Genomic DNA, 23,305 nt, shown 5'->3' on the forward strand with positions numbered 1-23,305 from the left:
TCATGGCAACCGTTACATATAAAAAAAGCGGGCCTAAGCCCGCTTTGTTATCTCAACGCGAAAACTTACTTCGCATCAGGCAGTGCATAAGCAATCACATAATCGCCCAGCTTGGTGCCAAACGAACCGTGACCACCGGCAGCGATAACAACGTACTGCTTGCCATCCACTTCATAGGTCATCGGCGTTGCCTGGCCGCCTGCTGGCAGACGTGCCTGCCACAGCATTTCACCGGTATTGGTGTCGAACGCACGCAGGTAGTTATCTGCGGTGGCACCAATGAAGAACACGTTACCGGCGGTGGTGATTGGGCCGCCCAGCATTGGCATACCCATTTTGAACGGCAGTGGCACTGGCGCGCTATCGCGAACCGTACCAATGCGTTTTTTCCACACGGTTTCGTTGGTCTTCAGATCAACTGCGGAGACATAGCCCCACGCCGGTTGTTTACATGGCAGACCAAACGGTGACAGGAACGGATTCAGCTCCACGCCGTACGGTACGCCGTACTGTGGCTGGATACCGGTTTCGGTGCCTGAACCGCCTTTGTCGTCAGCCGGTGGCTCGATCGGGTTGCCCGGACCGCGCGGAACCAGCTTCGACACAAACGGCAGCGCCATTGGGTTAGCAATCGCAATCTGACGATGTGGGTCAACTGCGATACCGCCCCATTCGAACATGCCAAGGTTGCCTGGGAACACCAGCGTACCTTGCTCAGACGGCGGGGTGAACGGACCTTCATAGCGCAGACGCTTGAAGATCACGCGGCATACCAGCTGGTCGTACATCGTCGCGCCCCACATGTCCTTGTCCGTCAGATTCTGTTTCGGACGGAAGGTCAGTTCGGAGTACGGCTGAGTAGGCGCAACGTGGTCACCTTTAGCGGCACCCTGTGGAACCGGAGTTTCCGGCGCAGGGACAACCGGCTCACCGGTACGACGATCCAGGACAAAGATGTTACCGGTTTTCGCCGGTGCATAAATCACCGGTACGGTTTTGCCATCTTTAGTCGTGATATCGGCCAGCGTCGGCTGCGACGGCAGGTCCATATCCCACAGATCGTGATGCACGGTCTGATACGACCACACCAGTTTACCGGTGGTGGCGTTCAGCGCCAGTACGCTGCTTGCATAACGTTCCTGCTCTGGTGTGCGGTTGCCGCCCCAGATATCTGGCGTTGACACACCCATCGGCAGGTAAACGATATCCAGTTTCGGATCGTACACCGCCGGTGCCCATGAGTTCGGTGAATTCATGGTGAAGCTGTGTTCATCCGCTGGAATCGCGTTTGGATCTTTGGCACCCGGATCGAACACCCACAGCAGTTTACCGGTGTTAACGTCGAAGCCACGGATGGCGCCTGACGGCTCACGGGTAGAGTAGTTATCGGTGACCGCACCCGCTACCACGATGGTGGTGTCGGTGATGACCGGCGGCGACGTCGGCTCATACTGGCCTGGCGTCAATACCGGCTGCTTGTGCTGCAGATCCAGTTCACCGTTGTTGCCAAAGGCAGCACAACGTTCACCGGTTTCCGCATCCAGCGCGAACATGCGGCCATCATTCACCGGCAGGTAAATGCGGCGTGAGCACAGCGCAGGTTGGGTATTGGCCGCATCGGCCGCAGCAGGCACTTCGTGGTAAGAAACGCCACGGCAGGTCACGTGCTGGAAGGTTGGATTCGGCTTCAGGCCCGGATCAAATTTCCACTTCTGCTTACCGGTTTTGGCATCCAGCGCAAACAGAATCTGGTGCGGTGAGCAGAGATACAGGGTGTCACGGATTTTGATTGGCGTGACTTCATCGGTGATTTCGCCCGGATCGTTTGGCGTCTTCAAATCGCCGGTCTGGAACTGCCAGGCAACCTGCAGCTCTTTAACGTTACCGGTGTTGATCTGCTTCAGCGGGGAGAAGCGGGTGCCTTGCTGGTCACGCGCATACGCCGGCCAGTCAGCATCAGCGATGTTGCTCAGCGGCTGTGCCTGCGGAGCATTGGCTGCTGTCGCTGGAATTTCACCGTTCAGCTCTTGCGGATCGTGGAATACCGCCCACGCCAGCACCAGTACGCTGGCAAGCAGCGCCACTGACAGCAGCGCCAGAGCGCCTTTGCCGGCATTATTCAGACCGCGATACACAAACGGCAGAATCAGCCAGATGCCGAAGATCACCAGCACATCGGTACGCGGTGCCAGCGCCCAGAAGTCGAAACCGACTTCCCACACGCCCCACACCAGCGTTGCCAACAGCAGCAATGCGTACAGCAGTAATGCTGAGCCGCTACGGCGCCACAGCAGAATAGCGGTGATCAACATGACCACACCGCCAATAACGTAGTACCAGGAACCACCAATGGCGGCTAACCAAACGCCACCAACCAGCATAAACGCGCCCGTCAGCAGTGCAAACAGCACTGTGAGAAAACGGATTACGCCAAAAGATGAGGAAGCTTTCCCCATAATATTGACCTCTTTCTTTGCCATTAAAAACTAAAAAGGAAACAACGCGTTGGGTTGCTTCCCGACATAGAGTACGAAATAACGAAACGGTTCGAGCGACGCTTTCCGTGCGGCGAGATGTTCCCTTTGCGTTAAATTTTATCTTAAAAACGTTAAAGGGTTTGATATTTTTAGTGCTTTGCACTCGTTGAAGGGAAGTACTGCGACATTTTATGAGGGAATAAAGGTGTTATGTCCGGTTAGATCGGGCCACAACACCTAAGAGCAACACATTGTGTAAACGTTTACCCTTCAAACAGCGTGCTGCTGGTGCGTTGTTCCTGCCAGCCGCTCAAATTAAGTTGCGCATAGTGCTCAGCGGGCAACGTTAACTGTGGCGTGCGTAATATTACTTCCACTTCTCTTTCACGACAGGATTCCAGCAGAAAAGGAAAGCTGAACTTGAGATAATTATCGTGAAAAAACTCGTCGGTCAGCGCAATACCGCAAAATGGAAACGCAGCGATATTCTTCCAGCAGGTGCCGGGCGGTGCCAAATCATAGAGCCAAAATGAGAAACGCTCTGCGGCCCTACGTAAAGCACTATCTTGCTGAACTAAATCGGCATAATTGATTGCCAGCTGTACATTCTCATCCTGCAGGCTGGAATAAATTTCCGGATCCTGTAAAAAACGCACAAGGTTATTTCCCGTTAACGGGATGATTATTAATTCGGGTGTATCCGGCAACTGATTATGCAGCGAAATTATGTTGCGTCCATTAAGTATTGCTGTGTTTTCCTGTTCGCAATGCATAAAGGGGGCTGAATAACACACGCCAGCTAGCGCCCCGTCGAAGCGATGGATGCGCTCAGTAACATAAGGATTATAAGAACTGTTTTCCATTTATCTCTGTGAATAAATTAATTAACTGGAGCGTCTTAATTATTATAAGGACGGCGGGATAATGAAATCTAAACACAGTCAATATAGATCGTTTTGTTTATCAAGATCACCTTTTTTTAACTGTCACTGATAGAGAGATATTAGGCGCTGAGCAGGATGAATTAATCGGCTATTGCCATATTGGGAAACTTTTGGATATTTTCATCTCATAACCATCAGCCTGCTAATATTAAGAGCTCCATGCTTAGCTAATTTTTGGATAAGCTTCTGTTTTTAAACAGCACGGCTAGCCATTGCCTGGCTCAGTAAGATGCCGCACTCTGTGGCCTGAAAAAATAAAGCGGAAGCCGCAACGTGGCTTTTCACCAGGTTAGTGCAACGACGCTAACCGATGTAATTGTTTAGGATGGGATAAAACTATGGGCTCTCCAGTCTCCGCAGCAGAGGATTCATTGCTGCGGCACAGGTCGTTTGTCGCCTTTTGGCTGGCGCGCACCTGTTCATCGTTTGGTTTTCAAATGTTTTCGGTCGCGGTCAGCTGGCAAATCTACGCGCTGACCCACAGCGCGATGGCGCTCGGCATGATCGGTCTGATGCAGTTTCTGCCTTCTGTACTGCTGGCGCTGCCCGCCGGGCATCTGGCCGATCAGCTTGACCGTCGTCGTATCGTATTGCTCGGACAATTTATTGAGTGGCTGGCGCTGCTGGGGCTGGTTGCGCTCACGCTGATGAACTGGGCGGGCAAGATCGAGATTTGGGGATTGGTGTTTCTGATCTCCGTCGCCAAGGCGCTTGAGTGGCCAGCGATTACCTCGATGCTGCCGGCGCTGGTGCCGCCACCGATTCTGGCGCGCGCCATGGCCGCCAGTTCGGTGGGCGGACAGGCGGCGGTGATTATCGGCCCAACGCTCGGTGGCTTCCTTTATGTCGCCGGTCCGGAAGTGGTGTATGGCGTCTCGGCGCTGTTCTATCTGTTCTCCATCGTGCTGGTGAGCCGACTGCGCTATGAGCGGCCGCCGCAGGCGCGCTTGCCGATGAATCTGCCGAACCTGTTTGCTGGCGTGCGCTTTATCCGCGATCGCAAAGATGTGCTCGGCGTGATTTCACTCGATCTGTTTGCCGTGCTGCTGGGCGGCGCCACCGCGCTGCTGCCGATCTTCGCGCAAGATATCCTGCATACCGGGCCGTGGGGCTTGGGCATCCTGCGCGGCGCGCCGTCGGTCGGTGCGCTGCTGGTTGGCGTGTGGCTGAGTCGTCACAAGCTGGAAAAGAACGTCGGCATGATCATGTTCGGCTCGGTGGCCGGTTTTGGCGTGGCGACGCTGGTGTTCGCGCTCTCCACGCAGCTGTGGCTGTCGGTGATCGCGCTGGCGGCATTGGGCGGCTTCGATATGGTCAGCATGGTGATTCGCGGCGCGCTGGTGCAACTCGATACGCCGGATGACATGCGTGGCCGCGTGAATGCGGTCAACGCCATCTTCATTAATACCTCGAATCAGCTCGGCGAGTTTGAGTCAGGTTTACTGGCGGCATGGATGGGCGCGGTGCCCGCGGCGGCGATTGGCGGCATCGGCACGCTGATCGTGGTGGGCGTGTGGATGACGATTTTCCCGCATCTGCGTAAGCGGCAGAAACTGGAAAACGAAACCGTTACCTAACTTCAACATCGCGCGATGAATCGCGCCGCTACGGTTTGTAGCGGCGCAATTTATTGCGCGTGTCTTACGCGGTTGCTGCTTTCCCCAGGTTGGCGTCAAATTTTTTCCAACTCTCCGTCATATCCACCACGGTTTTCGATTTTCGCGCTTCATCGATTTTGATCGCAGTGAGGCCCGCTTCCAGTGCGTCCACCACTGAAACTTTCAGCGGCGTTCCCTGTGTAATGTGTTTCACAATCTCTTCGGCCATCAGCGCATCTGCGCCGTAATGGCCGTCATAGGCATTGCCGTCATACTCGGTATCCACTTCGCGCGCACCGGTGCGCGCGTTGTGCACGCGGAAGTAGTTACGCACGAAGTCACCTTCGGCCATGCCATCGGTGCCCATCACGCAGAAGCGGCGGAACTCATCCGGTACATTAAGGTTGGCGTGGAAGGCGAGGGTCGCGCCACCGGCATACTCAATCAGCGCGGTTTGGTAATCGACGATGTCGGCATCGCCGTCAAACACCGCATCGGTACTCGACCAGCCGCTCGGTTTAACGTGATACACCTCTGACTGCGCTGTTACCGCACCTTTAGGCGCGTGCTGCGGGGTGAAGTTTTTGCGTCCGCCAAAGCTGGCAACACGTACCGGACGCTCGCCGACCAAACCCTGATAAAGATCGATATCGTGGCAGCATTTTTCCAGAATATACGGGCCGGCGTACTTCTCCAGACGACGCCAGTCGCGCTGGAAGAACGCACCGTGATACGGCTTGATGTGTTCGGTGGCTTCAATTGAGGTGATTTCGCCGAGGCGATTTTCATCACGCGCGGTGAGCAGGTCGCGATAGAGCGGCGAGTAGCGCAACACCAAACCGACCAGAATGCGCTCGTGACCATATTGCTGCACCAGCTGCGCCATCGCCATGGTCTGCTCTTCGTTGATCACCACCGGCTTCTCGGTGAACACCGTGTAGCCCGCCGCTAAGCCCTGACGAATGTGTTCAAGGTGCATAAAGTTCGGCGAACCCACCAGCAGCAGATCAAAGCCGCCGTGTTGCAGCAGCGCATCCACGCTAGCAAACGCGGTGCCCGCGTCGATGCCAAAGCTGTGCAGATTCGGTAATCCCGCCGGAGCGGGATCGACATAACCCACCACGGAAAACGCTGTGTCGGCTTTGTTGAACTCTTTCACCACATGGGAAAGCCGAAAGCCCAGACCAATAATGCCCACTTTCATGTTGTACCCCTGAAGCCCGTTGCCTTTGAGCCGCCCGACCTGTCAGGCTGCTGATAATCTGACCGTTAACTTATTACGACAGAAAAACTAATGTCAATCCGTGTGGCGGATCTCAATTGGTGTAAAATTGTTATTTATATGATTTATATCTATTTTAATTAACTATACGGATTGCCTATTTATTTATTATTGCGATTTAAGTTTTTTTCCCCTATCTTTCGCACATCTATAAGCGTCATACCGTTTCGGGCTGGCAGGAGGAAGCGCGTGCAATCACTAATGCTGGGTATTGATGGCGGTGGTACGCACTGTCGTGGACGCCTGACCGACAGCGCCGGACGCCTGCTGGCGGAAGCTAAAGGCGGTCCCGCTAACGTCTGGTCGCAGTTTGATGCCGCCATCGTGGCCATTGATCAGGTCATTGACGATCTATTTACGCAGGCGAATTTACCCGTTGAAGCGCGCGACCGCACGGTGATCGTCGCCGGTTTGGCGGGCGCGAACGTCGCCTCGGTGCAAAGCCGTCTCGCCAGCTGGCAGCCACGCTGTCAGGCGCGCTATCTGTTTACCGATGTCGAAATCGCCTGTGCCGGTGCGCACGCCGGTGCGCCAGGCGCAGTGTTTATTATTGGCACCGGCAGCCAGGGCGCGGCCTGGGATGGCACGCACTTCACGCTGCTCGGCGGCTGGGGTTTTGCCCTGTCAGATGCCGGTTCGGGTGCGATTCTCGGCCAACGCGCGCTACGGCTGGCGCTGCTGGCGCACGAAGAGATTGTGCCCGCCTCGGCGTTAACGCAGCGCATCATGGCAAGCTATCAAAATAGCCCGGAACAGCTGCTGATGTGGTCGAAACAGGCGACACCCGCTGATTGGGGCCGCGTGGTGCCTGAGGTTTTCGCTGCCGCGCAGCAGGGCGATGTGCACGGCACAGCACTGGTGCAGCAATCCGCCGCGGATATCGTGCAGATGGTGCAGCCGCTGCTGGCGCGCAGCCACGGCAAGCTGGCTTTGATGGGCGGATTAGCCGCGCCCATTCAGGCGTGGCTACCGGCGGATATCGCCGCGCTGCTGGTGCCGCCGCAGGGCGATGCCCTAAGCGGTGCGCTTCGCCTGGCCATGCAGTTCAGCCTGACACTTCCCGCTTAACTTCAGATAAAGAGGCTCATGAGCGCTCCCAACGTAACCGCGCGCATTCTGCGGCTGATTGTCGAAAATGCGCCTATTAGTCAATCCGATCTCAAAGTGCGCAGCGGCCTGAGCATGTCGACGGTGTCGCAAGCCACCAATCGTCTGCTGACCGGCGGCATCGTGCAGGAGCTGGGGCTACGTCGCGTCTCGATGGGACGGCCCAAAACGCTGCTCGGCCTCAATCCGGATCACGCCAGCGTGGTGGGGATTCAGCTTAATGCCGAACGCAACCTGATGGTGCTGACCGATCTCAGCGGCAACATCATCGGCGAGCAGCAAATTCCTTCCGGCGCGATGACGCCCAAACAGCTCGGCGATGCGCTGGCGAAGTTTTTGCGTGGCGTTGAGGGCAAAAAGGTTGGGGCGATTGGTCTGGCGCTGTCGGGTTTGGTCGATGCCAGCAATGGCGTTTGCGTGCTGTCACGCGCGCTGGGCTGGGATAACGTGCCGATTGCCCGTCTGCTGGAAGAGCGCTTCTCGCTGCCGGTATTTATTGAAAATGATGCCAACGCGCTGGCGATGGCGGCGCTGGTGTTTGGTCAGCTCGGCCATGCGCAGTCGGCGGTGATAGCTACGTTCGGCAAAGGCATCGGCGCGGGGATTCTGCTCGATCGCCAGCTTTATCGTGGTCGTCACGGCAAAGCTGGGGAGATTGGCGTGTCGCTGCTGGGCGATGGTTCTGAGCGTCTGCTGGAGGATGTGGCGTCGTCGCAGGCGATTCTGCAGCGCGTGGTGGCCACCACCAAAGAAGAGGTGCCGCATACGCTGCGCGATCTCGATGTGCGTCCAACGCCGGAGGTGCTGAGCGCGCTGGCCGAGGCCGGGCAGCATCTGGGGATGTCGCTGGCGAATCTGTCGGTGGCCTACGATCCGGACGTAGTATATCTGGCGATGGAGCCGCAAATGGCTTCGCGCATTCTGCTCGACCACGTTACGCAGAGTTTTCAGACCTACCGTTTGAAGCTGACGCCGCACATGACGCCGCTGCAGTTCCTTACGGAATCCAACCGCATGTGGGCGCAGGGCGCGGCCGGGTTTGCGGTGAATAAGCTGCTGGATTTGTTGGCCGCACAGGCCGATGAAGAGATCGCACCGCAATAATGAATCACGCGATAAATCCCCGCCCATTCTGTCGCGGCGCGATTTATCGCGCCGCGACGAAAAGATGCGGCTTTTACCTTATCTGAGTCGCAAACCCTGCTCATCAAACAATAAACAGTGCTCGGCACGCAGCTGATAACTCAGCCGCTCGCCAATCGCGTGTTCCGCCACGTTACGCTCCTCAATCACCAGCAGCTTCTCTTCGCCGATATCGAGATAGAGATAATTGGTGTGTCCCAGCATCTCGCTAAACGACAATTCGCCGCTAAAACTCAGGACATCATCGTTGCTGCTCACTGGCTGGAAATGCTCTGGACGTACGCCCAGCGTGATTTTCTGCCCTTCGCGGCACGACGCGGCGATCGGCAGCGTAAGCTGATTAATGCCCAGCGCCGGCACCCGCAGTTGCACCGCGCCCGGCGCGATCGCGGACACTTCGGCAGTGAGGAAATTCATCTTCGGCGAGCCAATAAACCCGGCGACAAACAGGTTGTCGGGATCGCGATACAGCGCCATCGGCGCGCCGACCTGCTCAATGCGGCCCTGACGCAGCACCACGATGCGATCCGCCAGCGTCATCGCCTCCAGCTGATCGTGCGTCACGTAGATCATGGTGTTGCCCAGCGAAGCGTGCAGGCGAGCAATCTCAATGCGCATCTGCAAACGCAGCTCGGCATCGAGGTTCGACAGCGGCTCATCAAACAGAAAAATGCGCGGATGGCGGATTATCGCGCGGCCAATCGCCACACGTTGCCGCTGTCCGCCGGACAGCGCGCGCGGTAAGCGGTCAAGAAATTCTGTCAGATGCAGGCGCGCCGCAGTCTGTTTGATCGCCTGCTCAATTTCCGCTTTCGGGCGCTTCATCACTTCCAGCGGATAGGCCAGATTGCCGCGCACCGTCATGTTCGGGTAGAGCGCATAGGACTGAAACACCATGGCGATGCCGCGCTCGGTGGCGTGCTGATCGGTCATATCGGCGCCTTCAATCAGCAACTTACCGTCGGTGATCTCCTCCAGCCCGGCAATCATGCGCAGCAGCGTAGATTTCCCGCAGCCGGAAGGGCCGACAAACACCACGAATTCGCCGCTGTTAATGGTGAGATCGATGCCATGAATCACGTTTACATTTTCGTAGGACTTTTTAACGTTTTGCAGATGCAGGCTGGTCATGCGATGCCTCGAATCAGAGAAGTTGGCCCATATAAATGGCGTTGCTGCGCATAATCGGCGTGAAGCCAAGGCGCTGATAAAAGCCGCACACCTGCTCGTTCTGCAGGCTGACGCCGAGATAAACGCCCGGCACGCCCGCAGCACGCAGATCGTGTAGCAGCTGTTCAATCAGCTTGCGCCCCCAGCCACCTTGCTGCGCGGCGGGTAACAGATTGATGTGCAGATGCGCAGGCCACTGCGTCACCAGATGATCCGCTGCCGCATCGGGCTGATGAATCGCTTCCAGCACTTTGCTGTCGAGCGCCGCCTGCGGCGCGTAATCGCGATATAGCTGTTGCAGCTGTGGCCACCAATCAGTATTCAACTTTGCTTCGAAGGCGCGCGTATCGGGCGCGGCGACCGCGTAGCCGACTACCTCGCCGTGCTGTTCCAGCACATAAGCAAATTCGGGCGCAAAGCGCGCGTAGGGAATGACAAAGCGCAGGCCGGGCAGCGCGGGATCGGAGTAGAGCGCGCTGGCATCGGTGCCGGCATTGGCGGTCTCTAAGCAGATGCGCGACAAGGCGGGAAAATCTGCCTCGCTGGCGCGACGAATAACACCTTCAGCCGTCATGGTGGAGCCTCTGTGGTCAGGAGATGAACAGATTTTACGGTAAAGAAAGCCGACTTAGTTTTCAAGGTGTAATAATTGCGCTGGCGCACAAAGCTGATGCGAACTATAACCACAAAGCATGACTGGGCGGCTGACAAACTCACGCGCAACGCCGCTATGAGCGCTGGTTGAAAGCACATTGCCTTTCGCTCACCTATTGCTGTGATGATAACTATAGGATTTTCATATGCTCTATCAGTAGGTTAAAGCAGCTCGCCGGGCTGAGTGATTTATACTGATGCTCAGGCTTTACTGTGCGGCGCTGTCCGGTTTGCGCGCTGAATCGCAGCATCCTCTGCTGTTCTGGCGGCTTTTCTTCTTACTCTTTGCACTGTATCACAGAGCAAAAATTCCGCAGTAGTGATGTTTGACTTTCTTTTGTGCATAAAGTAAGTATGAATTATGTGCGTTGTCGCTGCTGAATCAACCTGCCGGGAATCGCAGGTGTCGAGATGAAGGGATGCCAGTCATCTGTTGGAGAAACCGAGCATGATGTGTGATTCAACCAATCGTCCTTCCCGTTTGCAAAGCTCACTGCGCACGGTGTCGCGTCTGGTCTCCGCCGGGATTCTGCTCGGTGCGACCATGGCAGCCGCGCAGGCCGTTACCCTGAATGAGTGGGACATTTACAACTATCCGCAGCAGACCGAAGCAGTGGATGAAGCGGTTAAAGCGTTCCAGCAAAAGAATCCGGGCATTGTGATTCAGCGTTCGGTGCACTCCTTCGAAGACACGCGCATTCCGCTTAAGCTGGCGCTGACCGCCGGTGACGGCCCGCAAATCGCCCAGGTGAATCAGGGCGGCGGCGATATGGGCTCGCTGGTGAAAGACAAGCTGCTGTGGCCGTTGGATGATTACGCCAAAACTTACGGCTGGACCACGCGCTTCCCGGATTCCATCCTGAAGCGTAACCGCTGGTCAGATAAACAAGATTTCGGCAGCGGCAAACTCTACGGCGTAGCGAGCCTCGGCGAGATGGTGGGTTTGTACTACAACAAAGCGCTGCTGGATAAAGCCGGTGTCGCGGTACCTAAAACCCTGCCGGAACTCGAACAGGCGATGGAGAAACTTAAAGCCGCCGGTACACCGCCGATGATGCTCGGCCTGCTCGACGGCAACATGGGCCAGCAGCTGCTCAGCACCTTGTGGGAAGCGCAGATTGAGAGCAGCGACCGGAAAAAACTCGACGATCTGATTTACGACGTGGGCGGCACGTTCAAAGACGACAAGCTGGTGAAAGCCGCCAACCTGATGAAGGGCTGGAACGACAAAGGCTATCTGTTCCCCGGCTTCCAGGGCATTGGGCACGACGATGCCGCGACCCTGTTCCAGAATGGTCAGGCAGCGTTCCTGGTGAGCGGAACCTGGTATCTCGGCCAGTTTAAAGACAACAAAGATCTGCACTTCGCCGCGATGCCAGCGGGCGAGGGCGTGCAGCATCCACTGATGGTGGGCGGCACCGATCTGGCGTTCTCCATCACCAGCACCGCCAAAGACAAAGCGCAGCAGGATGCCGCAGCGAAGTTCATCGATTACATCGTCTCAGATGAGATGGCGAACCGCTGGCTGAAAGTGGGCTTCCTGCCGGCCGGCACCAGCAAAAATGCGCAGATTCCGGCGGATAACCCGCTGCTGGCGGAAGCGTATCAGGTGTGGGTGACGCTAAATGACAACGATGGTCTCGGCCATTATCTCGACTGGGCCACGCCAACCATGAACGCTGAGCTGAATCAGAATGTGCAGCTGCTGCTGGCGGGACGTCAAACCGCCGACCAGATGGTGATCAACTTCGATAACAACTATCAACGTTACCTGAAAACCCTCAAGCACTGATGACGTACGGCCCGGCGTAAGTGGCCGGGCCGCGAACAGGCCCGCAAGCGAGTACGGTTATGCTGAATAAATCTGCCTGGCGCAATGCGCTCTATCTTCTGCCCGCGGTGCTGGTGTATGCGGTGTTTCTGCTGATGCCGCTGTTGGCCTCATTAGGGATCAGCTTCACCGAATGGGACGGCACCTCGTGGCCGATTTTCATCGGCATGGGTAACTATCTGCGCATGTTCCAGGATCCGGTGTTCTGGGTGGCGCTCGGCAATAATGCCTTGCTGATGCTGTTCTACACGCTGTTTCCGATTGGCGTTGGACTGCTGCTGTGCAGCTTCCTGTATGAGACGCGCAATAACAAAGAGCGCAGCGTGCTGCGTATCCTCTTCTTCCTGCCGTACATCATGCCGATGGCGGTGCTCGGCGTGGTGTGGCGCTGGCTGTATAACCCGGCGTTTGGCCCTATCGATCAGTTCCTGCGCGCCGTGGGTTTGCCGCAGCTGGCGAAGTCGTGGCTGGGTGATTTTACCTGGGCGCTACCCGCGGTCGGCTTTGTCGCCACCTGGTACTTCTTCGGTTTCTGCCTGGTGCTGTTTATGGCGGGCTTGCAACGCATGGATCCGTCGCTGCTGGAAGCGGCCGATCTCGATGGTTCATCACGCCGGCAGAAATTTATGCGCATTACGCTGCCGTCGCTGCGTCCGGAACTGCGTATCGCGCTGCTGCTGACGGTGATCGCCAGCTTGAAAGCCTTCGATCTGGTTTACGTGATGACGCAAGGCGGGCCGGGCACGTCCACTATGGTGACCAACATCTTTATGTATAAGCAGGGCTTTGACCTGCACTACTTCGGCTATGCCTCCGCCGTGGCGGTGTTCAGTATGCTGATTGTGTTAATGATCAACGGCTTAATTCATCTATGTCTACGGGAGCGTCACTGATGCGCGGCACGCCAACTGTCTCACGCGCGCTGATCTGGATTGTCGCGTTGATGACCATCCTGCCGTTTTTAATGGCGCTGATGACCTCGTTCAAAACCCAGATGGAGCTATTTCAGGGCGTGTTTACCTTGCCCTCGTCGCTCAATTTCAAAAACTACATCACCGCGTGGCAGCAGGGACATTTCAACGTCTACTTCATGAACTCGGTGCTGGTGGTGATTCCGGTGGTGATCTGCAGCATCCTGCTCGGCATTCTGGCGGGATTCGGTTTTGCCTGGCTGAAGATCCCCGGCAAAACGGTGGTTGCCGCGCTGCTGGGCCTTGGCATGGTGCTACCGAGTGAAGCCTTTATTATTCCGCTCTATCACGAGCTACGCTGGATGGGCCTTACCAATACCTATCTGGCGCTGATTCTGCCGCAAATTGCCTTGTCGCTGCCGTTTACCACGCTGATGATTGCCACCGCGTTGCAGCAGGTGCCGCGCGAGCTGGTGGAAGCGGCAGTGATGGATGGTGCCTCACGCCGCAAAATTCTCTGGGGCCTGCTGGTGCCGGCGATTTGGCCGACGCTGTCCACGCTGGCGCTGCTGCTGTTTATCTGGACGTGGAACGAGTTCCTTATCCCGCTAATTCTGGTGAATAAAGATGAGCTGCGCACCTTGCCGATCGGCATGATGTTTTTCCAGAACAAAAACACCATCGATATTCCGGTGCTGATGGCGGGCGCGATGATTGTCATCCTGCCGCTGGTGGCGGTGTTCCTGGTGTTCCAGCGCAAATTTATCAGCGGCGTCACCGAAGGCGCGGTGAAATAACCATCTTGTCCACCAGCAAAAGGTTTTGGTCATGCGGCGCGTGCTGCAATAGCGCATCGCCGCTATTCAGGAGAACCGCATGCACGTTTCATTGGCTGATTTCTACCCCATCGCCGATGGCGAAACGCTGGATACACACTGCTTCCAGCGCGCACTCAATCATCTGGCAACGCGCGGCGGCGGCACCTTATCAGTGCCGCCTGGCCGCTATCATCTCGGCACGCTAACGCTGGGTTCCAACATTAATCTGCATCTCGAAGCGGGCGCCACGTTGCTCGCCAGCTCACGCGTTGAGGATTATCAGCAGCAGCTGGCACAGAGCCAGGCTGAACTGTCGCAGCATGTGCTGCTGTACGCCGTCGGGCAGCGCAATATCAGCATCAGTGGCAAAGGGGTGATCGACGGTAACGGCGATGCGTGGTTTGCTGCGGAAAAGGACGAGCAGGGTTATCGCCTGCCGCGTGCGCAGCGCCCGCGCATCGTGGTGTTTGAGGATTGCGAGCAGGTGACGCTGCAAGATTTCACCATCATCCAGGCGCCGATGTGGACGGTACATCTGGTGAGTTGCCGCCATGTACATGTCGACCATCTCACCATCAATAACAGCATGAGCATGCCGAACACCGATGCGCTGGATATCGACAGCTGTGAAGCGGTGTTTGTCAGCAACAGCTACCTGAGCGCGGCCGATGATGCCATCTGCATCAAAACCAGCCAAAAACCCGCGCATTTGCGACGTGCCGCGCGACAAATCATGATCAGCAACTGCCTGCTGCGCTCCTACAGCTGCGCGTTCAAAATTGGCACCGAAACCTTCGATGACGTGGAAGATGTCACCGTCTCCGGCTGCACCCTCTTTGATTCCAACCGCGCGATTGGCTTGCTGTCGCGTGATGGCGGCCAGTTCCGCCGTTTGCTGTTCAGCAATATCACGCTGGCCTGCCGCCACGCGCCGCCGTGCCATTGGGGTAAAGCCGATGCGCTGTTTGTTTCAGTGCGCGCGCGCGATCCGGCGATAGCGCCGGGCAGCATTGAGCAACTGCAATTCAGCAACGTCAGCGGTGTGATGGAAGGAGCAATTAACCTGCATGCGGAACAACCGGGACAGATTCGTGATGTGATGCTGGCGAATGTGCAGCTGCGGCAAGTGGTAGCAGCAGGTGCGGATCAGGGACATTACGATGTGCGCCCGCCGTGTAATCCCGAATCGCCGACCGGCATGGGCCTCGACAATGCGTACAAACTGGATAGCACATCGGGCTTAGCATACGGCGTCGCTGCTTATCCGGATGGCTTGCCGGGCGTGTTTGCGCGCGGCGTGGAGAATCTACAGTTGCATAACGTGGTGATTACGCGCCCGCAGCCGTTGCCCCACGGCTGGCATGCGGAAACAGTGCAGATTCTTTAGGGCACGCCTGGAGGTTACAACGCAGCAGCGATAGCCGCGCCCAGTTCCTCGGTTGACGCGCGGCCGTCGAGCTCGCGCGTCAGGCTGTTGCCCGCCGCCAGCGTAAGCTCGATGGCATCCAACACCGCTGCGCCCGCTTCGGCGTAATCGAGGTGCTCCAGCATCATCGCGCCACTCCAAATCTGACCAATCAGGTTGTTCACGCCTTTACCGGCGATGTCAGGTGCCGATTCAAAGGTGCTGTAATTAATGCGTTGATTTTGATTATTTGTAATCATATTTGATGCTTTGTGAGCAACCTCAAACAAATTAAGCCCTGTTTAGCCTATAAAACGCCTCTAATATGCGTAAATTCATTCTTATTTGAGCGAAATGAATCATAAGCATAAGTGGGGTGGCGAAGTGCGTAGACACGGTGAATAACAACATCGGCCACCTCATCAACGGGACGCGTGAAGCCCAGCGCGTTCCACGACCCTACGTTATCGATGAGGCTGAAATGAAACAATTCTCTACAGAAGGGATGGTGATTATTGTCGGGATTGTCATTGCGTACATCCTGTTCACCACCTGGCTCACCTGGCGTCTGCGCAGTAAAAACAGCGGCGACTTTATGGCTGGCTCCAATGTGATGCCGGCATTTGTGGTGGGCGTGATGCTGATGTCGGAATACATCGGCGCCAAATCCACCATCGGTACGGCTCAGGCAGCTTTCGAAGATGGCTTTGCCGCTTCATGGTCGGTGATTGGTGCCGCTATCGGTTTCCCGCTGTTTGGTTTTTTGCTGGTAAAGCGCATCTACAATACCGGCAAAATCACCATCTCTGCGGCGATCGCTGAACGTTATGGCAACTCCACCAAAAACATCATCTCGCTAATCATGATCTATGCGCTATTGCTGGTTAACGTCGGTAACTACGTTAGCGGTGCGGCGGCGATCTCAACGGTGCTCAACCTCGATCTCACTACCGCTGCGGTGATCACCGCGATCGTCAGTACGTTCTATTTTATGTTCGGTGGCATGAAAGGCATCGCCTGGGTCACGCTGCTGCACAGCGGACTGAAATATATCGGTATTCTGATCATTCTCGGCGTGGCCCTGCACATGACCGGCGGCGTCAGCCCAATGATCAAAGAGATGCCGCATTTCTACTGGACGTGGGACGGCAACGTTGGCGGCAGCACTATTTTCGCCTGGATGATTGGTACTATCGGCTCGATCTTCTGTACTCAGTTTGTGATTCAGGCGATTGCCTCGACCAAAAGTGCCGAGTCCGCCAAACGTGCAACCTGGGTGGCGTTCTTCTTCTGCATGCCGATTGCCATTGCTATCGCGCTGATTGGCGTGGCGGCGAAATACCTGCATCCCGATATTAAAAGTCTCTATGCGCTGCCGGTGTTCCTGCAGGACATGAGTCCCTGGCTGGCGGGGATTGTCACCACCTCACTCGTGGCGTCGATCTTTGTCAGCGTCAGCACCGTAGCGCTGGCGATTGCCTCGCTGGTGGTAAAAGATTTCTACGTGCCCTATCGCAATCCGACACCGGAGCGCGAGTTCCGCATGACGCGCTGGCTGTCGCTGCTGATCGGTTTCCTGCCGCTGATTTTCGTGCTGTTCGTGCCGGAAGTGTTGAAGCTCTCCTTCTTCACCCGCGCTATTCGGCTGTCGATTTCAGTGGTGGCAATCATTGCCTTTTATCTGCCGTTCTTTAAAAGCACGCGCGGCGCCAATGCAGGCCTGATTGGTGCGTGCGTCATGACGTCAGTGTGGTATCTGCTCGGCGATCCATTAGGTATCAACAACATGTACGTGGCGTTGATCACGCCGGCGGTCATCATGGTGATTGACCGCCTGATCCCTTCAAGCCAAACCCATGTGAAAAAAGCCCCGAAATCTTCAATGCAAAACAGTGGAGCCTGAAATGAGTGATTTAACCCTTACCGTTGAACGCAGCGGTAACCTCCATCCGCACGCGCAGGATGCGCAACAGCTCACGGCGATGCTGCCTTCGGTCTGCCCGCAGAACCATGCGGCGAATCTGCTGCCGCTACCCAATGGCGACTTGCTGTGTGTGTGGTTTGGCGGCACGCAGGAAGGGATCGCCGATATTTCTGTGTGGTGCTCGCGGCTGAAAAGCGGCAGCACACAGTGGAGCGAGGCGGAAAAACTCTCTGACGATCCCACGCGATCGGAGCAAAATCCGCTGCTGTTCCTCGATCCCGAACAGGTGCTTTGGCTGCTGTGGACGGCGCAGAAATCCGGCAATCAGGACACCGCGATTGTGCGCTATCGTCAGTCACGCGATTTTGGCCGCAGCTGGGGGGCAATCGACACCTTGCTCGATCAGCCCGGCACCTTTATTCGCCAGCCGATTGTGGTGCTGCCAAACGGTAACTGGCTGCTGCCGGTGTTTTATTGCCGAACGCAGCCCGGCGTGAAATGGGTGGGTAACGATGATATCAGCGCGGTGAAAATCTCCAGTGATAAAGGCCAAAGCTGGCGCGATGTGGCGGTGCCAGACAGCCTGGGCTGCGTGCATATGAACATCACGTTGCTGCAGGATGGCAGCTTACTGGCGCTGTATCGCAGCCGCTGGGCCGATTTCATCTATCAAAGTCGTTCGATCGACGGCGGCGAAAGCTGGAGTGCGCCGCTGGCGACTGACTTGCCAAACAACAACTCGTCGATTCAGGTCACGACATTGCACAACGGCCATCTGGCGCTGGTGTTTAATGCCATGAGCGCCAGAGATGCCAGCGAGCGCCGCTTATCGCTGTATGACGAAATCGAAGATGAAGAGGATGACGGCGATGTGGCGGTGGCGGCCGAACCGTTGGTGCACAGCGGACGCAGCGCGTTTTGGGGCGCACCCCGCGCGCCAATGACGCTGGCGATTTCCGCCGATGGCGGCAAAAGCTGGCCATGGCAGCGTAATCTCGACGAGGGCGACGGCTACTGCATGACCAATAATTCGCAGCAAAAGCTTAACCGCGAGTTCTCCTATCCGAGCATCAAACAAAGTGACGATGGCGCGCTGCATGTGGCTTACACCTATTTTCGTCAGGCGATTAAATATGTGCGCGTCGATGAAAGCTGGGTGAAAGGATGAGCAGGCAGCGACACGCGCTGGTAACTGGCGTCAGCTCTGGCATAGGCGCCGCCATTGCCGATCATCTGTTGCAACAAGGTTGGCAGGTGACCGGTTTTAGCCGCACGTCGGTGCAGAACGATCATCCAGCGTTCACCTCGGTCAGCGTGGATCTGTTGGATGCCAATCTGCTGAAGCAGGCGCTACTGGCGCTGCCGAAGGTGGATGCGCTGGTGCATGCCGCAGGCATGATGGCGGCTGCGCCGCTCGGTGAGCTGGATGAGGAGCAGAGCGCGCGTTTGTGGTACCTGCACGTGCAGGTGGCGGAGATAATGGCAAATGTCTTGCAGCCGCAGATGGCGCAGGGCGATCGTATCTTGCTGGTTGGCAGCCGCACGTCACGCGGCGCGGCGAATCGCAGCCAGTACGTGAGCACCAAGGCGGCAATGGTGGGCATGGCACGCAGCTGGGCGGCGGAACTGGCACCCAAAGGCATCACGGTGAATGTGATTGCGCCGGGGGCGACGGAGACGCCCATGCTGCTGCAGCCCGGCCGCGCCAGTTCACCCCCAAAGCTGCCGCCGATGGGGCGCTATATCAAGCCACAGGAAGTGGCGGCGCTGGCAGGGTTTGTGCTGTCGCCTGCCGCCGATGCGATTACCGGGCAGGAGTTGGTGATCTGTGGTGGGGCGTCGTTGTAGTTTTTTCCCTCACCCTAACCCTCTCCCTATGGGAGAGGGAATTGAATAGTGCACCGACTAATTCCCTCTCCCATAGGGAGAAGGAATGGAATAGTGCAACGACTAACTCCCTCTCCCAGTGGGAGAAGGAATGGAATAGTGCACCGACTAGCTCCCTCTCCCAGTGGGAGAGGGTTGGGGTGAGGGCAACAAGTTGCACCTAACCGCGCCGCAATTCCGCCACATCCACCTGCCACTGATGCAGCTTATTATACAGCGCGGTGCGTGAAATCCCCAGTCGCTGGGCAGACTGGCGCAGGTTGCCTTTATGCTCGCGCACCACCTGCATCACATGCTGGCGTTCATTCTCCTGCAGCGAGCTCAATTCGCTGGCGACAGGCGTGTTACGCTGCACCATCTCTTCAGGCAGATCGTGGCGCTCAATCTCCAACCCTTCACACAAATTCACCATACGCTCGACCAGATTCTCCAGCTCACGCACGTTGCCGGGCCAGTGCCACGCCTGTAAACAGCGCATCGCCTCAGCGGAGAGCTGCGGCGCGATGCGCTTCAGCCGGGTGCAGAGCGCCTGAATAAAGGTATTCACCAGGCCGGGAATATCCTCCTGACGCTCGCGCAGCGGCGGGATCTCCAGCGAAATCACATTCAGACGATAGTAGAGATCGCGGCGGAACGCGCCTTTTTCCACCGCATCCAGCAGATTGCAGTGGGTAGCGGCGATGATGCGCACGTTGACCTTGATAGGATGGGCCGCGCCGATTCGCACCACTTCGCCCTCCTGCAGCACGCGCAGCAGGCTGGTTTGCGCTTCGAGCGGCATCTCGCCAATCTCATCAAGGAACAAGGTGCCGCCATCGGCCAGCTCAAATTTGCCCGCCGAGCCGCCGCGTCGCGATCCGGTAAAAGCGCCGTCGACATAGCCAAACAGTTCGCTCTGCACCAGATCACGTGGCAATGCGCCGCAGTTCAGCGCGATAAAGGCTTCCTGCTGGCGCGGGCTGGCGTTGTGAATCGCCTGCGCGAACAGCTCTTTACCGGTGCCGCTTTCGCCGGTTAATAACACCGTGCTGTCGCTGCGGCTGCTGGCGCGCGCTTTCTGAATCGCTTGCAGCACGCGCGGCGCGTGCCCGCGAATCATCTCAAAGGTGTAGCTGGCGCCGACGCCCATCACGCGGCGCGTAATGGCGCGGATACGTTGATTCTCGCGCAGCGACAGCACACGGCCACCGTCTGGCGCGGGCATCAGCGAAATCAGGCAGGAAAGGGGATGCACGCCATCCGGCATAAATTGCAGCTCGCGGTCATTGCAGAACGGCATGGTGAGCAGCGATCCGCCTTGCGGTTGCAGCAGCACGTCGATCGGTCCGGCGCTGGGATCGAGGCTGCTAAAGATCTGGCGCGCATAGCGGTTCAGCGTTTTGATGCGACCGTGACGATCGCAGACGATCACGCCTTCGTTCAGGGTTTCGAGGATCGACTGCTGCTCGGCCAGCAAACGGCGCAGCATCAACTGCTGGCCAACCGCTTCCGCTGCCGCCTGCACCGTGCCGAGCGTATGCGCATTAAAGTTGTCAGGCGTGGCGGTCAGCGTGAGCACGCCAAGCAGCTGGCCGCTGGCATCGCGCACCGGTGCGGCAGCACATTGGCGATGGCGTTTGCGCAGATCCAGCTTCCAGTTTTCGCCACTCAACACGTACACCAGCCGCTGCTCAATCAGGCAGCGCGCGGTGCAGTTGGTGCCGAGCACCTCTTCGCGCAGGATGCTGCCGACCGGCGTCAGATCCGCGCCGCAGAAGTGCAGCGTCACGCCTTGCGCATCGGTCAGATTGATGTGGCCATCCGGGTTATACGCCAGCAGGTTTTCCATGATGCTGCGCGCCGCGAGGATCAACTCGGCATTGTGCTCAAGGATCGCCGCCAGTTCCGCAGCGGGTGGCGAGACATAGGCAAAGGTGGCGGGATCGATCGCGCGCTGCTGCGATCGCCGCCACGACTGCAAAATGCTGTGCCGCATCCAGCCGGGCTGTTCACCGCGTTCGAAGCTGTGCCAGCCCTGCCACAACAACGTATCCCATTCGCCCACCTCCGCGCTGTCCGGCAAGCTGAAGATCGGATCGCTTTCATCTTTAAACGGCAAACGCTCACTGGCACGCATTTGACACTCCTGAACAATATGGAATGTCCATTTTATTGACATGTGAAGATGACATGTAAATTTTGTTGCCAGATTGTGAGCTATATCTGTGTTATGCCTCACATAAAGCGGCGGATTGCAGTTGGCATCGCCTTTGCACTACCGATTGCACATCCCTGCGCTCGAATGAGCATATCCAAAACAATAAGGAATAGGTCATGACATTTCATCTTAAGCCAGTACACGTCGGCCTGATTGGCGCCGGACGCATGGGCAGCTTCCACGCGGAAAATCTGGCCTGGCGCGTGCCGGGTGCGATCCTCGCAGCGGTGGCCGATCCGCAACCGGGCGCGGCCGACGCGCTGACCAATAAGCTCGGCGTCGCTAAAGCCTATAGCGATCTGCATGCGCTGCTGCAGGATCCCGAAATTGAGGCGGTGGCGATTGCCGCGCCAGCGCGCACGCACGCCGAATGGGTGATCGCTGCCGCTGAGGCGGGCAAACATGTGTTCTGTGAGAAGCCGATGGCGGTAACGCTGGAAGAGGCGGATCGCGCGATTGCTGCCGCGAAAGCGGCCGGCGTGGTGTTGCAGGTCGGTTTTAACCGCCGCTTTGATTCCGGCTTTGCTGCAGCGATCGCGGCGGTGAAAGCGGGTGAAAATGGCACCACGCAGCTGAGCCGATCGCTGACGCGCGATCCGGGCCTGCACGATCCTTCGCGCATCCCGCAGTGGACGATCTTCCTTGAAACCCTGATCCACGATTTCGACACGCTGCTGCACTTTAACCCTGGCGCGAAGCCGGTGGAAGTCTATGCGCTGGCCGATGCGCTGGTGCGTCCGGATTTCAAAGACAAAGGCTTGCTCGACACATCGGTGGTTACCATCCGCTTTGATAACGGCGCGATCGCCACCGCTGAAGCCAACTTCCAGGCGGTATACGGCTACGATGTGCGCGGCGAAGTGTTCGGCAGCAAAGGCATGCTGCAGGCGGGCCATATCAACGTTAACAACTGTGTGCGCTATCACCAGGATGGCATCGCGATTGAAACCTCACGCATGGATTCAGACCTGCTGCGCGAAGCCTATGTGGCGGAGATGGCCGAGTTTGCCCGCTGCATTCGCAGTGGCGAAACGCCGCGCGCTACCGGTGAAGATGCACGCAACGCGCTGGTAATCGCGCTGGCCTGTATCGACTCGGTGCAGCAGCAGCAGCCGATCAAATTGGGAGGTCGCTAATGGCCGGTTATCAGCTGTCGGTGTGTGCCGAAATGGTGTTTCTCGATCTGCCTTTTGTCGAGCGCGTGAAACGCATTCATGCACTGGGCTTTGGCGTCGAAATCTGGGGCTGGGCCAACAAAGATATCGATGCGCTGGCGGCGACCGGCGCGCGTTTCACCTCGATGACCGGCTACCTCAGCGGCAACCTGACCGATGATGATGAGATTCAGCAACTGCTGCAAAGTGCTGAAGCGTCGCTGGCGGTGGCCGAGCGGCTCAACTGTCCGGCGTTGAACCTGCACGGTACCGGACTGGATGACAAAGGGTTGCCGGTCAAACCGGTTGACGTGGTGACCGGCGCGATGTGGCTGAAAGCGGCCGACACGCTGCGCAAAGTGGCGCAGCTGAGCGAGCGCGCCGGACGCGTCTTCACGCTGGAGAACCTTAACTTGCCGGTTGATCATCCCGGTACACCGTTCGCGCTGGCGGCCGACACGCTGGCGCTGGTGGAAGCGGTTAACAGCCCGGCGCTGAAGATGAACCTCGACCTGTATCACGCGCAGATTGGCGAAGGCAATTTGATCGAACTGATTCGTCGCTGTGGTTCGGCGATAGGTGAGATTCAGGTGGCCGATGTGCCGGGGCGTCAGCAGCCGGGCACCGGCGAGATTAACTATCGCGCCATCGCCCGTGCGTTACACGATGTTGGCTATCAGGGCACCGTGGCGCTGGAAGGCTGGGCCAGCGGCGAAAGTGGCGCCGCGCTGCAGCAGTTCCGCGATCACTTCACGCTTTAACGGTTCCACCGCCGGGTATTCGCCTGTTACCCGGCGTTAACT

The 23,305-nt window shown here is 57.4% G+C and carries 18 protein-coding genes and 1 pseudogene; 12 read left to right on the forward strand and 7 right to left on the reverse strand.

Going from position 1 to position 23,305, the window contains the following annotated elements:
- Nucleotides 1–65: 65 nt before the first annotated feature.
- On the reverse strand, nucleotides 66–2,456 hold the full coding sequence (locus tag P6287_RS01905; RefSeq protein ID WP_217550018.1) for a glucose/quinate/shikimate family membrane-bound PQQ-dependent dehydrogenase: 2,391 nt from the start codon (nucleotides 2,454–2,456) through the stop codon (nucleotides 66–68).
- Nucleotides 2,457–2,740: 284 nt separating this feature from the next.
- Nucleotides 2,741–3,340 (reverse strand): hypothetical protein, encoded by a 600-nt coding sequence (locus tag P6287_RS01910; RefSeq protein WP_192235952.1) that lies wholly within the window; start codon nucleotides 3,338–3,340, stop codon nucleotides 2,741–2,743.
- A 419-nt stretch (nucleotides 3,341–3,759) separates the two neighbouring features.
- Here P6287_RS01910 and P6287_RS01915 point away from each other — a divergent pair, with 419 nt between their 5' ends.
- On the forward strand, nucleotides 3,760–4,998 hold the full coding sequence (locus P6287_RS01915) for an MFS transporter (RefSeq protein ID WP_101762348.1): 1,239 nt from the start codon (nucleotides 3,760–3,762) through the stop codon (nucleotides 4,996–4,998).
- A gap of 64 nt (nucleotides 4,999–5,062) precedes the next feature.
- Here P6287_RS01915 and P6287_RS01920 read toward each other — a convergent pair whose 3' ends face one another.
- Nucleotides 5,063–6,223 (reverse strand): Gfo/Idh/MocA family oxidoreductase, encoded by a 1,161-nt coding sequence (locus P6287_RS01920; RefSeq protein ID WP_192412630.1) that lies wholly within the window; start codon nucleotides 6,221–6,223, stop codon nucleotides 5,063–5,065.
- A gap of 267 nt (nucleotides 6,224–6,490) precedes the next feature.
- Between P6287_RS01920 and P6287_RS01925 the strand changes: the two genes are divergently transcribed.
- Both P6287_RS01925 and P6287_RS01930 read left to right on the forward strand, forming a co-directional pair.
- Nucleotides 6,491–7,369: a BadF/BadG/BcrA/BcrD ATPase family protein gene (locus tag P6287_RS01925; protein ID WP_192412628.1), complete on the forward strand. Its 879-nt coding sequence runs from the start codon at nucleotides 6,491–6,493 to the stop codon at nucleotides 7,367–7,369.
- Nucleotides 7,370–7,387: 18 nt separating this feature from the next.
- Entirely contained in the window at nucleotides 7,388–8,512 is a 1,125-nt protein-coding gene (locus tag P6287_RS01930; RefSeq protein ID WP_101762345.1) for an ROK family transcriptional regulator, read from the forward strand.
- Between the two features lie 78 nt (nucleotides 8,513–8,590).
- Here P6287_RS01930 and ugpC read toward each other — a convergent pair whose 3' ends face one another.
- Together ugpC and P6287_RS01940 are read right to left on the reverse strand one after the other, a co-directional pair.
- Entirely contained in the window at nucleotides 8,591–9,682 is a 1,092-nt protein-coding gene (ugpC, locus tag P6287_RS01935; RefSeq protein WP_192412626.1) for a sn-glycerol-3-phosphate ABC transporter ATP-binding protein UgpC, read from the reverse strand.
- Nucleotides 9,683–9,695: 13 nt separating this feature from the next.
- On the reverse strand, nucleotides 9,696–10,295 hold the full coding sequence (locus tag P6287_RS01940; RefSeq protein WP_277974417.1) for a GNAT family N-acetyltransferase: 600 nt from the start codon (nucleotides 10,293–10,295) through the stop codon (nucleotides 9,696–9,698).
- Nucleotides 10,296–10,823: 528 nt separating this feature from the next.
- Between P6287_RS01940 and P6287_RS01945 the strand changes: the two genes are divergently transcribed.
- The 4 genes from P6287_RS01945 (at nucleotide 10,824) to P6287_RS01960 (ending at nucleotide 15,322) form a co-directional block, all read left to right on the forward strand.
- Entirely contained in the window at nucleotides 10,824–12,167 is a 1,344-nt protein-coding gene (locus P6287_RS01945) for an extracellular solute-binding protein (RefSeq protein ID WP_008105576.1), read from the forward strand.
- A gap of 59 nt (nucleotides 12,168–12,226) precedes the next feature.
- Complete coding sequence (locus P6287_RS01950) at nucleotides 12,227–13,099, forward strand: sugar ABC transporter permease (protein WP_101762375.1); 873 nt, start codon at nucleotides 12,227–12,229, stop codon at nucleotides 13,097–13,099.
- The gene (locus tag P6287_RS01955; protein ID WP_101762341.1) at nucleotides 13,099–13,914 is read left to right on the forward strand and encodes a carbohydrate ABC transporter permease; all 816 of its coding nucleotides are present in this window, start codon (nucleotides 13,099–13,101) and stop codon (nucleotides 13,912–13,914) included. Before P6287_RS01950 ends, P6287_RS01955 begins: the two co-directional genes overlap by 1 nt.
- 79 nt (nucleotides 13,915–13,993) lie before the next feature.
- Complete coding sequence (locus P6287_RS01960) at nucleotides 13,994–15,322, forward strand: glycoside hydrolase family 28 protein (protein ID WP_277974418.1); 1,329 nt, start codon at nucleotides 13,994–13,996, stop codon at nucleotides 15,320–15,322.
- 14 nt (nucleotides 15,323–15,336) lie between these two features.
- Here P6287_RS01960 and P6287_RS01965 read toward each other — a convergent pair.
- Nucleotides 15,337–15,552, reverse strand: a pseudogene (locus tag P6287_RS01965) (isocitrate/isopropylmalate family dehydrogenase); the annotation flags it as partial.
- A gap of 269 nt (nucleotides 15,553–15,821) precedes the next feature.
- On the opposite strand from P6287_RS01965, the gene P6287_RS01970 reads away from it, so the two are divergent.
- The 3 genes from P6287_RS01970 to P6287_RS01980 are packed head-to-tail and all read left to right on the forward strand — an operon-like array spanning nucleotide 15,822 to nucleotide 19,112.
- On the forward strand, nucleotides 15,822–17,243 hold the full coding sequence (locus tag P6287_RS01970) for a sodium:solute symporter family protein (RefSeq protein WP_101762339.1): 1,422 nt from the start codon (nucleotides 15,822–15,824) through the stop codon (nucleotides 17,241–17,243).
- Nucleotide 17,244: 1 nt separating this feature from the next.
- Complete coding sequence (locus P6287_RS01975; protein WP_192412618.1) at nucleotides 17,245–18,432, forward strand: exo-alpha-sialidase; 1,188 nt, start codon at nucleotides 17,245–17,247, stop codon at nucleotides 18,430–18,432.
- Nucleotides 18,429–19,112, forward strand: a complete 684-nt coding sequence (locus P6287_RS01980; RefSeq protein WP_192412616.1) for an SDR family oxidoreductase — start codon at nucleotides 18,429–18,431, stop codon at nucleotides 19,110–19,112. Before P6287_RS01975 ends, P6287_RS01980 begins: the two co-directional genes overlap by 4 nt.
- 199 nt (nucleotides 19,113–19,311) lie before the next feature.
- Here P6287_RS01980 and P6287_RS01985 read toward each other — a convergent pair whose 3' ends face one another.
- Nucleotides 19,312–21,267, reverse strand: a complete 1,956-nt coding sequence (locus P6287_RS01985; protein ID WP_277974419.1) for a sigma 54-interacting transcriptional regulator — start codon at nucleotides 21,265–21,267, stop codon at nucleotides 19,312–19,314.
- Between the two features lie 197 nt (nucleotides 21,268–21,464).
- Between P6287_RS01985 and P6287_RS01990 the strand changes: the two genes are divergently transcribed.
- Nucleotides 21,465–22,484: a Gfo/Idh/MocA family oxidoreductase gene (locus P6287_RS01990; protein ID WP_192412611.1), complete on the forward strand. Its 1,020-nt coding sequence runs from the start codon at nucleotides 21,465–21,467 to the stop codon at nucleotides 22,482–22,484.
- Nucleotides 22,484–23,263 carry a TIM barrel protein gene (locus tag P6287_RS01995; RefSeq protein ID WP_277974420.1) on the forward strand — a complete coding sequence of 260 codons (780 nt, stop codon included), beginning with the start codon at nucleotides 22,484–22,486 and terminating at the stop codon, nucleotides 23,261–23,263. The genes P6287_RS01990 and P6287_RS01995 overlap by 1 nt, the downstream gene beginning before the upstream one ends.
- Nucleotides 23,264–23,305: the final 42 nt, after the last annotated feature.

The organism is Pantoea sp. X85 (assembly GCF_029623675.1).
In the GTDB taxonomy this organism is placed as follows: Bacteria; Pseudomonadota; Gammaproteobacteria; order Enterobacterales; family Enterobacteriaceae; genus Pantoea; species Pantoea leporis.

Excerpts from the sequence above, each read along its gene's own strand:
- P6287_RS01905 (WP_217550018.1), bottom strand. The coding sequence starts at position 2,456 with ATGGGGAAAGCTTCCTCATCTTTTGGCGTAATCCGTTTTCTCACAGTG.
- P6287_RS01910 (WP_192235952.1), bottom strand. The coding sequence starts at position 3,340 with ATGGAAAACAGTTCTTATAATCCTTATGTTACTGAGCGCATCCATCGC.
- P6287_RS01915 (WP_101762348.1), top strand. The coding sequence starts at position 3,760 with ATGGGCTCTCCAGTCTCCGCAGCAGAGGATTCATTGCTGCGGCACAGG.
- P6287_RS01920 (WP_192412630.1), bottom strand. The coding sequence starts at position 6,223 with ATGAAAGTGGGCATTATTGGTCTGGGCTTTCGGCTTTCCCATGTGGTG.
- P6287_RS01930 (WP_101762345.1), top strand. The coding sequence starts at position 7,388 with ATGAGCGCTCCCAACGTAACCGCGCGCATTCTGCGGCTGATTGTCGAA.
- ugpC (WP_192412626.1), bottom strand. The coding sequence starts at position 9,682 with ATGACCAGCCTGCATCTGCAAAACGTTAAAAAGTCCTACGAAAATGTA.
- P6287_RS01940 (WP_277974417.1), bottom strand. The coding sequence starts at position 10,295 with ATGACGGCTGAAGGTGTTATTCGTCGCGCCAGCGAGGCAGATTTTCCC.
- P6287_RS01945 (WP_008105576.1), top strand. The coding sequence starts at position 10,824 with ATGATGTGTGATTCAACCAATCGTCCTTCCCGTTTGCAAAGCTCACTG.
- P6287_RS01950 (WP_101762375.1), top strand. The coding sequence starts at position 12,227 with ATGCTGAATAAATCTGCCTGGCGCAATGCGCTCTATCTTCTGCCCGCG.
- P6287_RS01955 (WP_101762341.1), top strand. The coding sequence starts at position 13,099 with ATGCGCGGCACGCCAACTGTCTCACGCGCGCTGATCTGGATTGTCGCG.
- P6287_RS01960 (WP_277974418.1), top strand. The coding sequence starts at position 13,994 with ATGCACGTTTCATTGGCTGATTTCTACCCCATCGCCGATGGCGAAACG.
- P6287_RS01970 (WP_101762339.1), top strand. The coding sequence starts at position 15,822 with ATGAAACAATTCTCTACAGAAGGGATGGTGATTATTGTCGGGATTGTC.
- P6287_RS01975 (WP_192412618.1), top strand. The coding sequence starts at position 17,245 with ATGAGTGATTTAACCCTTACCGTTGAACGCAGCGGTAACCTCCATCCG.
- P6287_RS01980 (WP_192412616.1), top strand. The coding sequence starts at position 18,429 with ATGAGCAGGCAGCGACACGCGCTGGTAACTGGCGTCAGCTCTGGCATA.
- P6287_RS01985 (WP_277974419.1), bottom strand. The coding sequence starts at position 21,267 with ATGCGTGCCAGTGAGCGTTTGCCGTTTAAAGATGAAAGCGATCCGATC.
- P6287_RS01990 (WP_192412611.1), top strand. The coding sequence starts at position 21,465 with ATGACATTTCATCTTAAGCCAGTACACGTCGGCCTGATTGGCGCCGGA.
- P6287_RS01995 (WP_277974420.1), top strand. The coding sequence starts at position 22,484 with ATGGCCGGTTATCAGCTGTCGGTGTGTGCCGAAATGGTGTTTCTCGAT.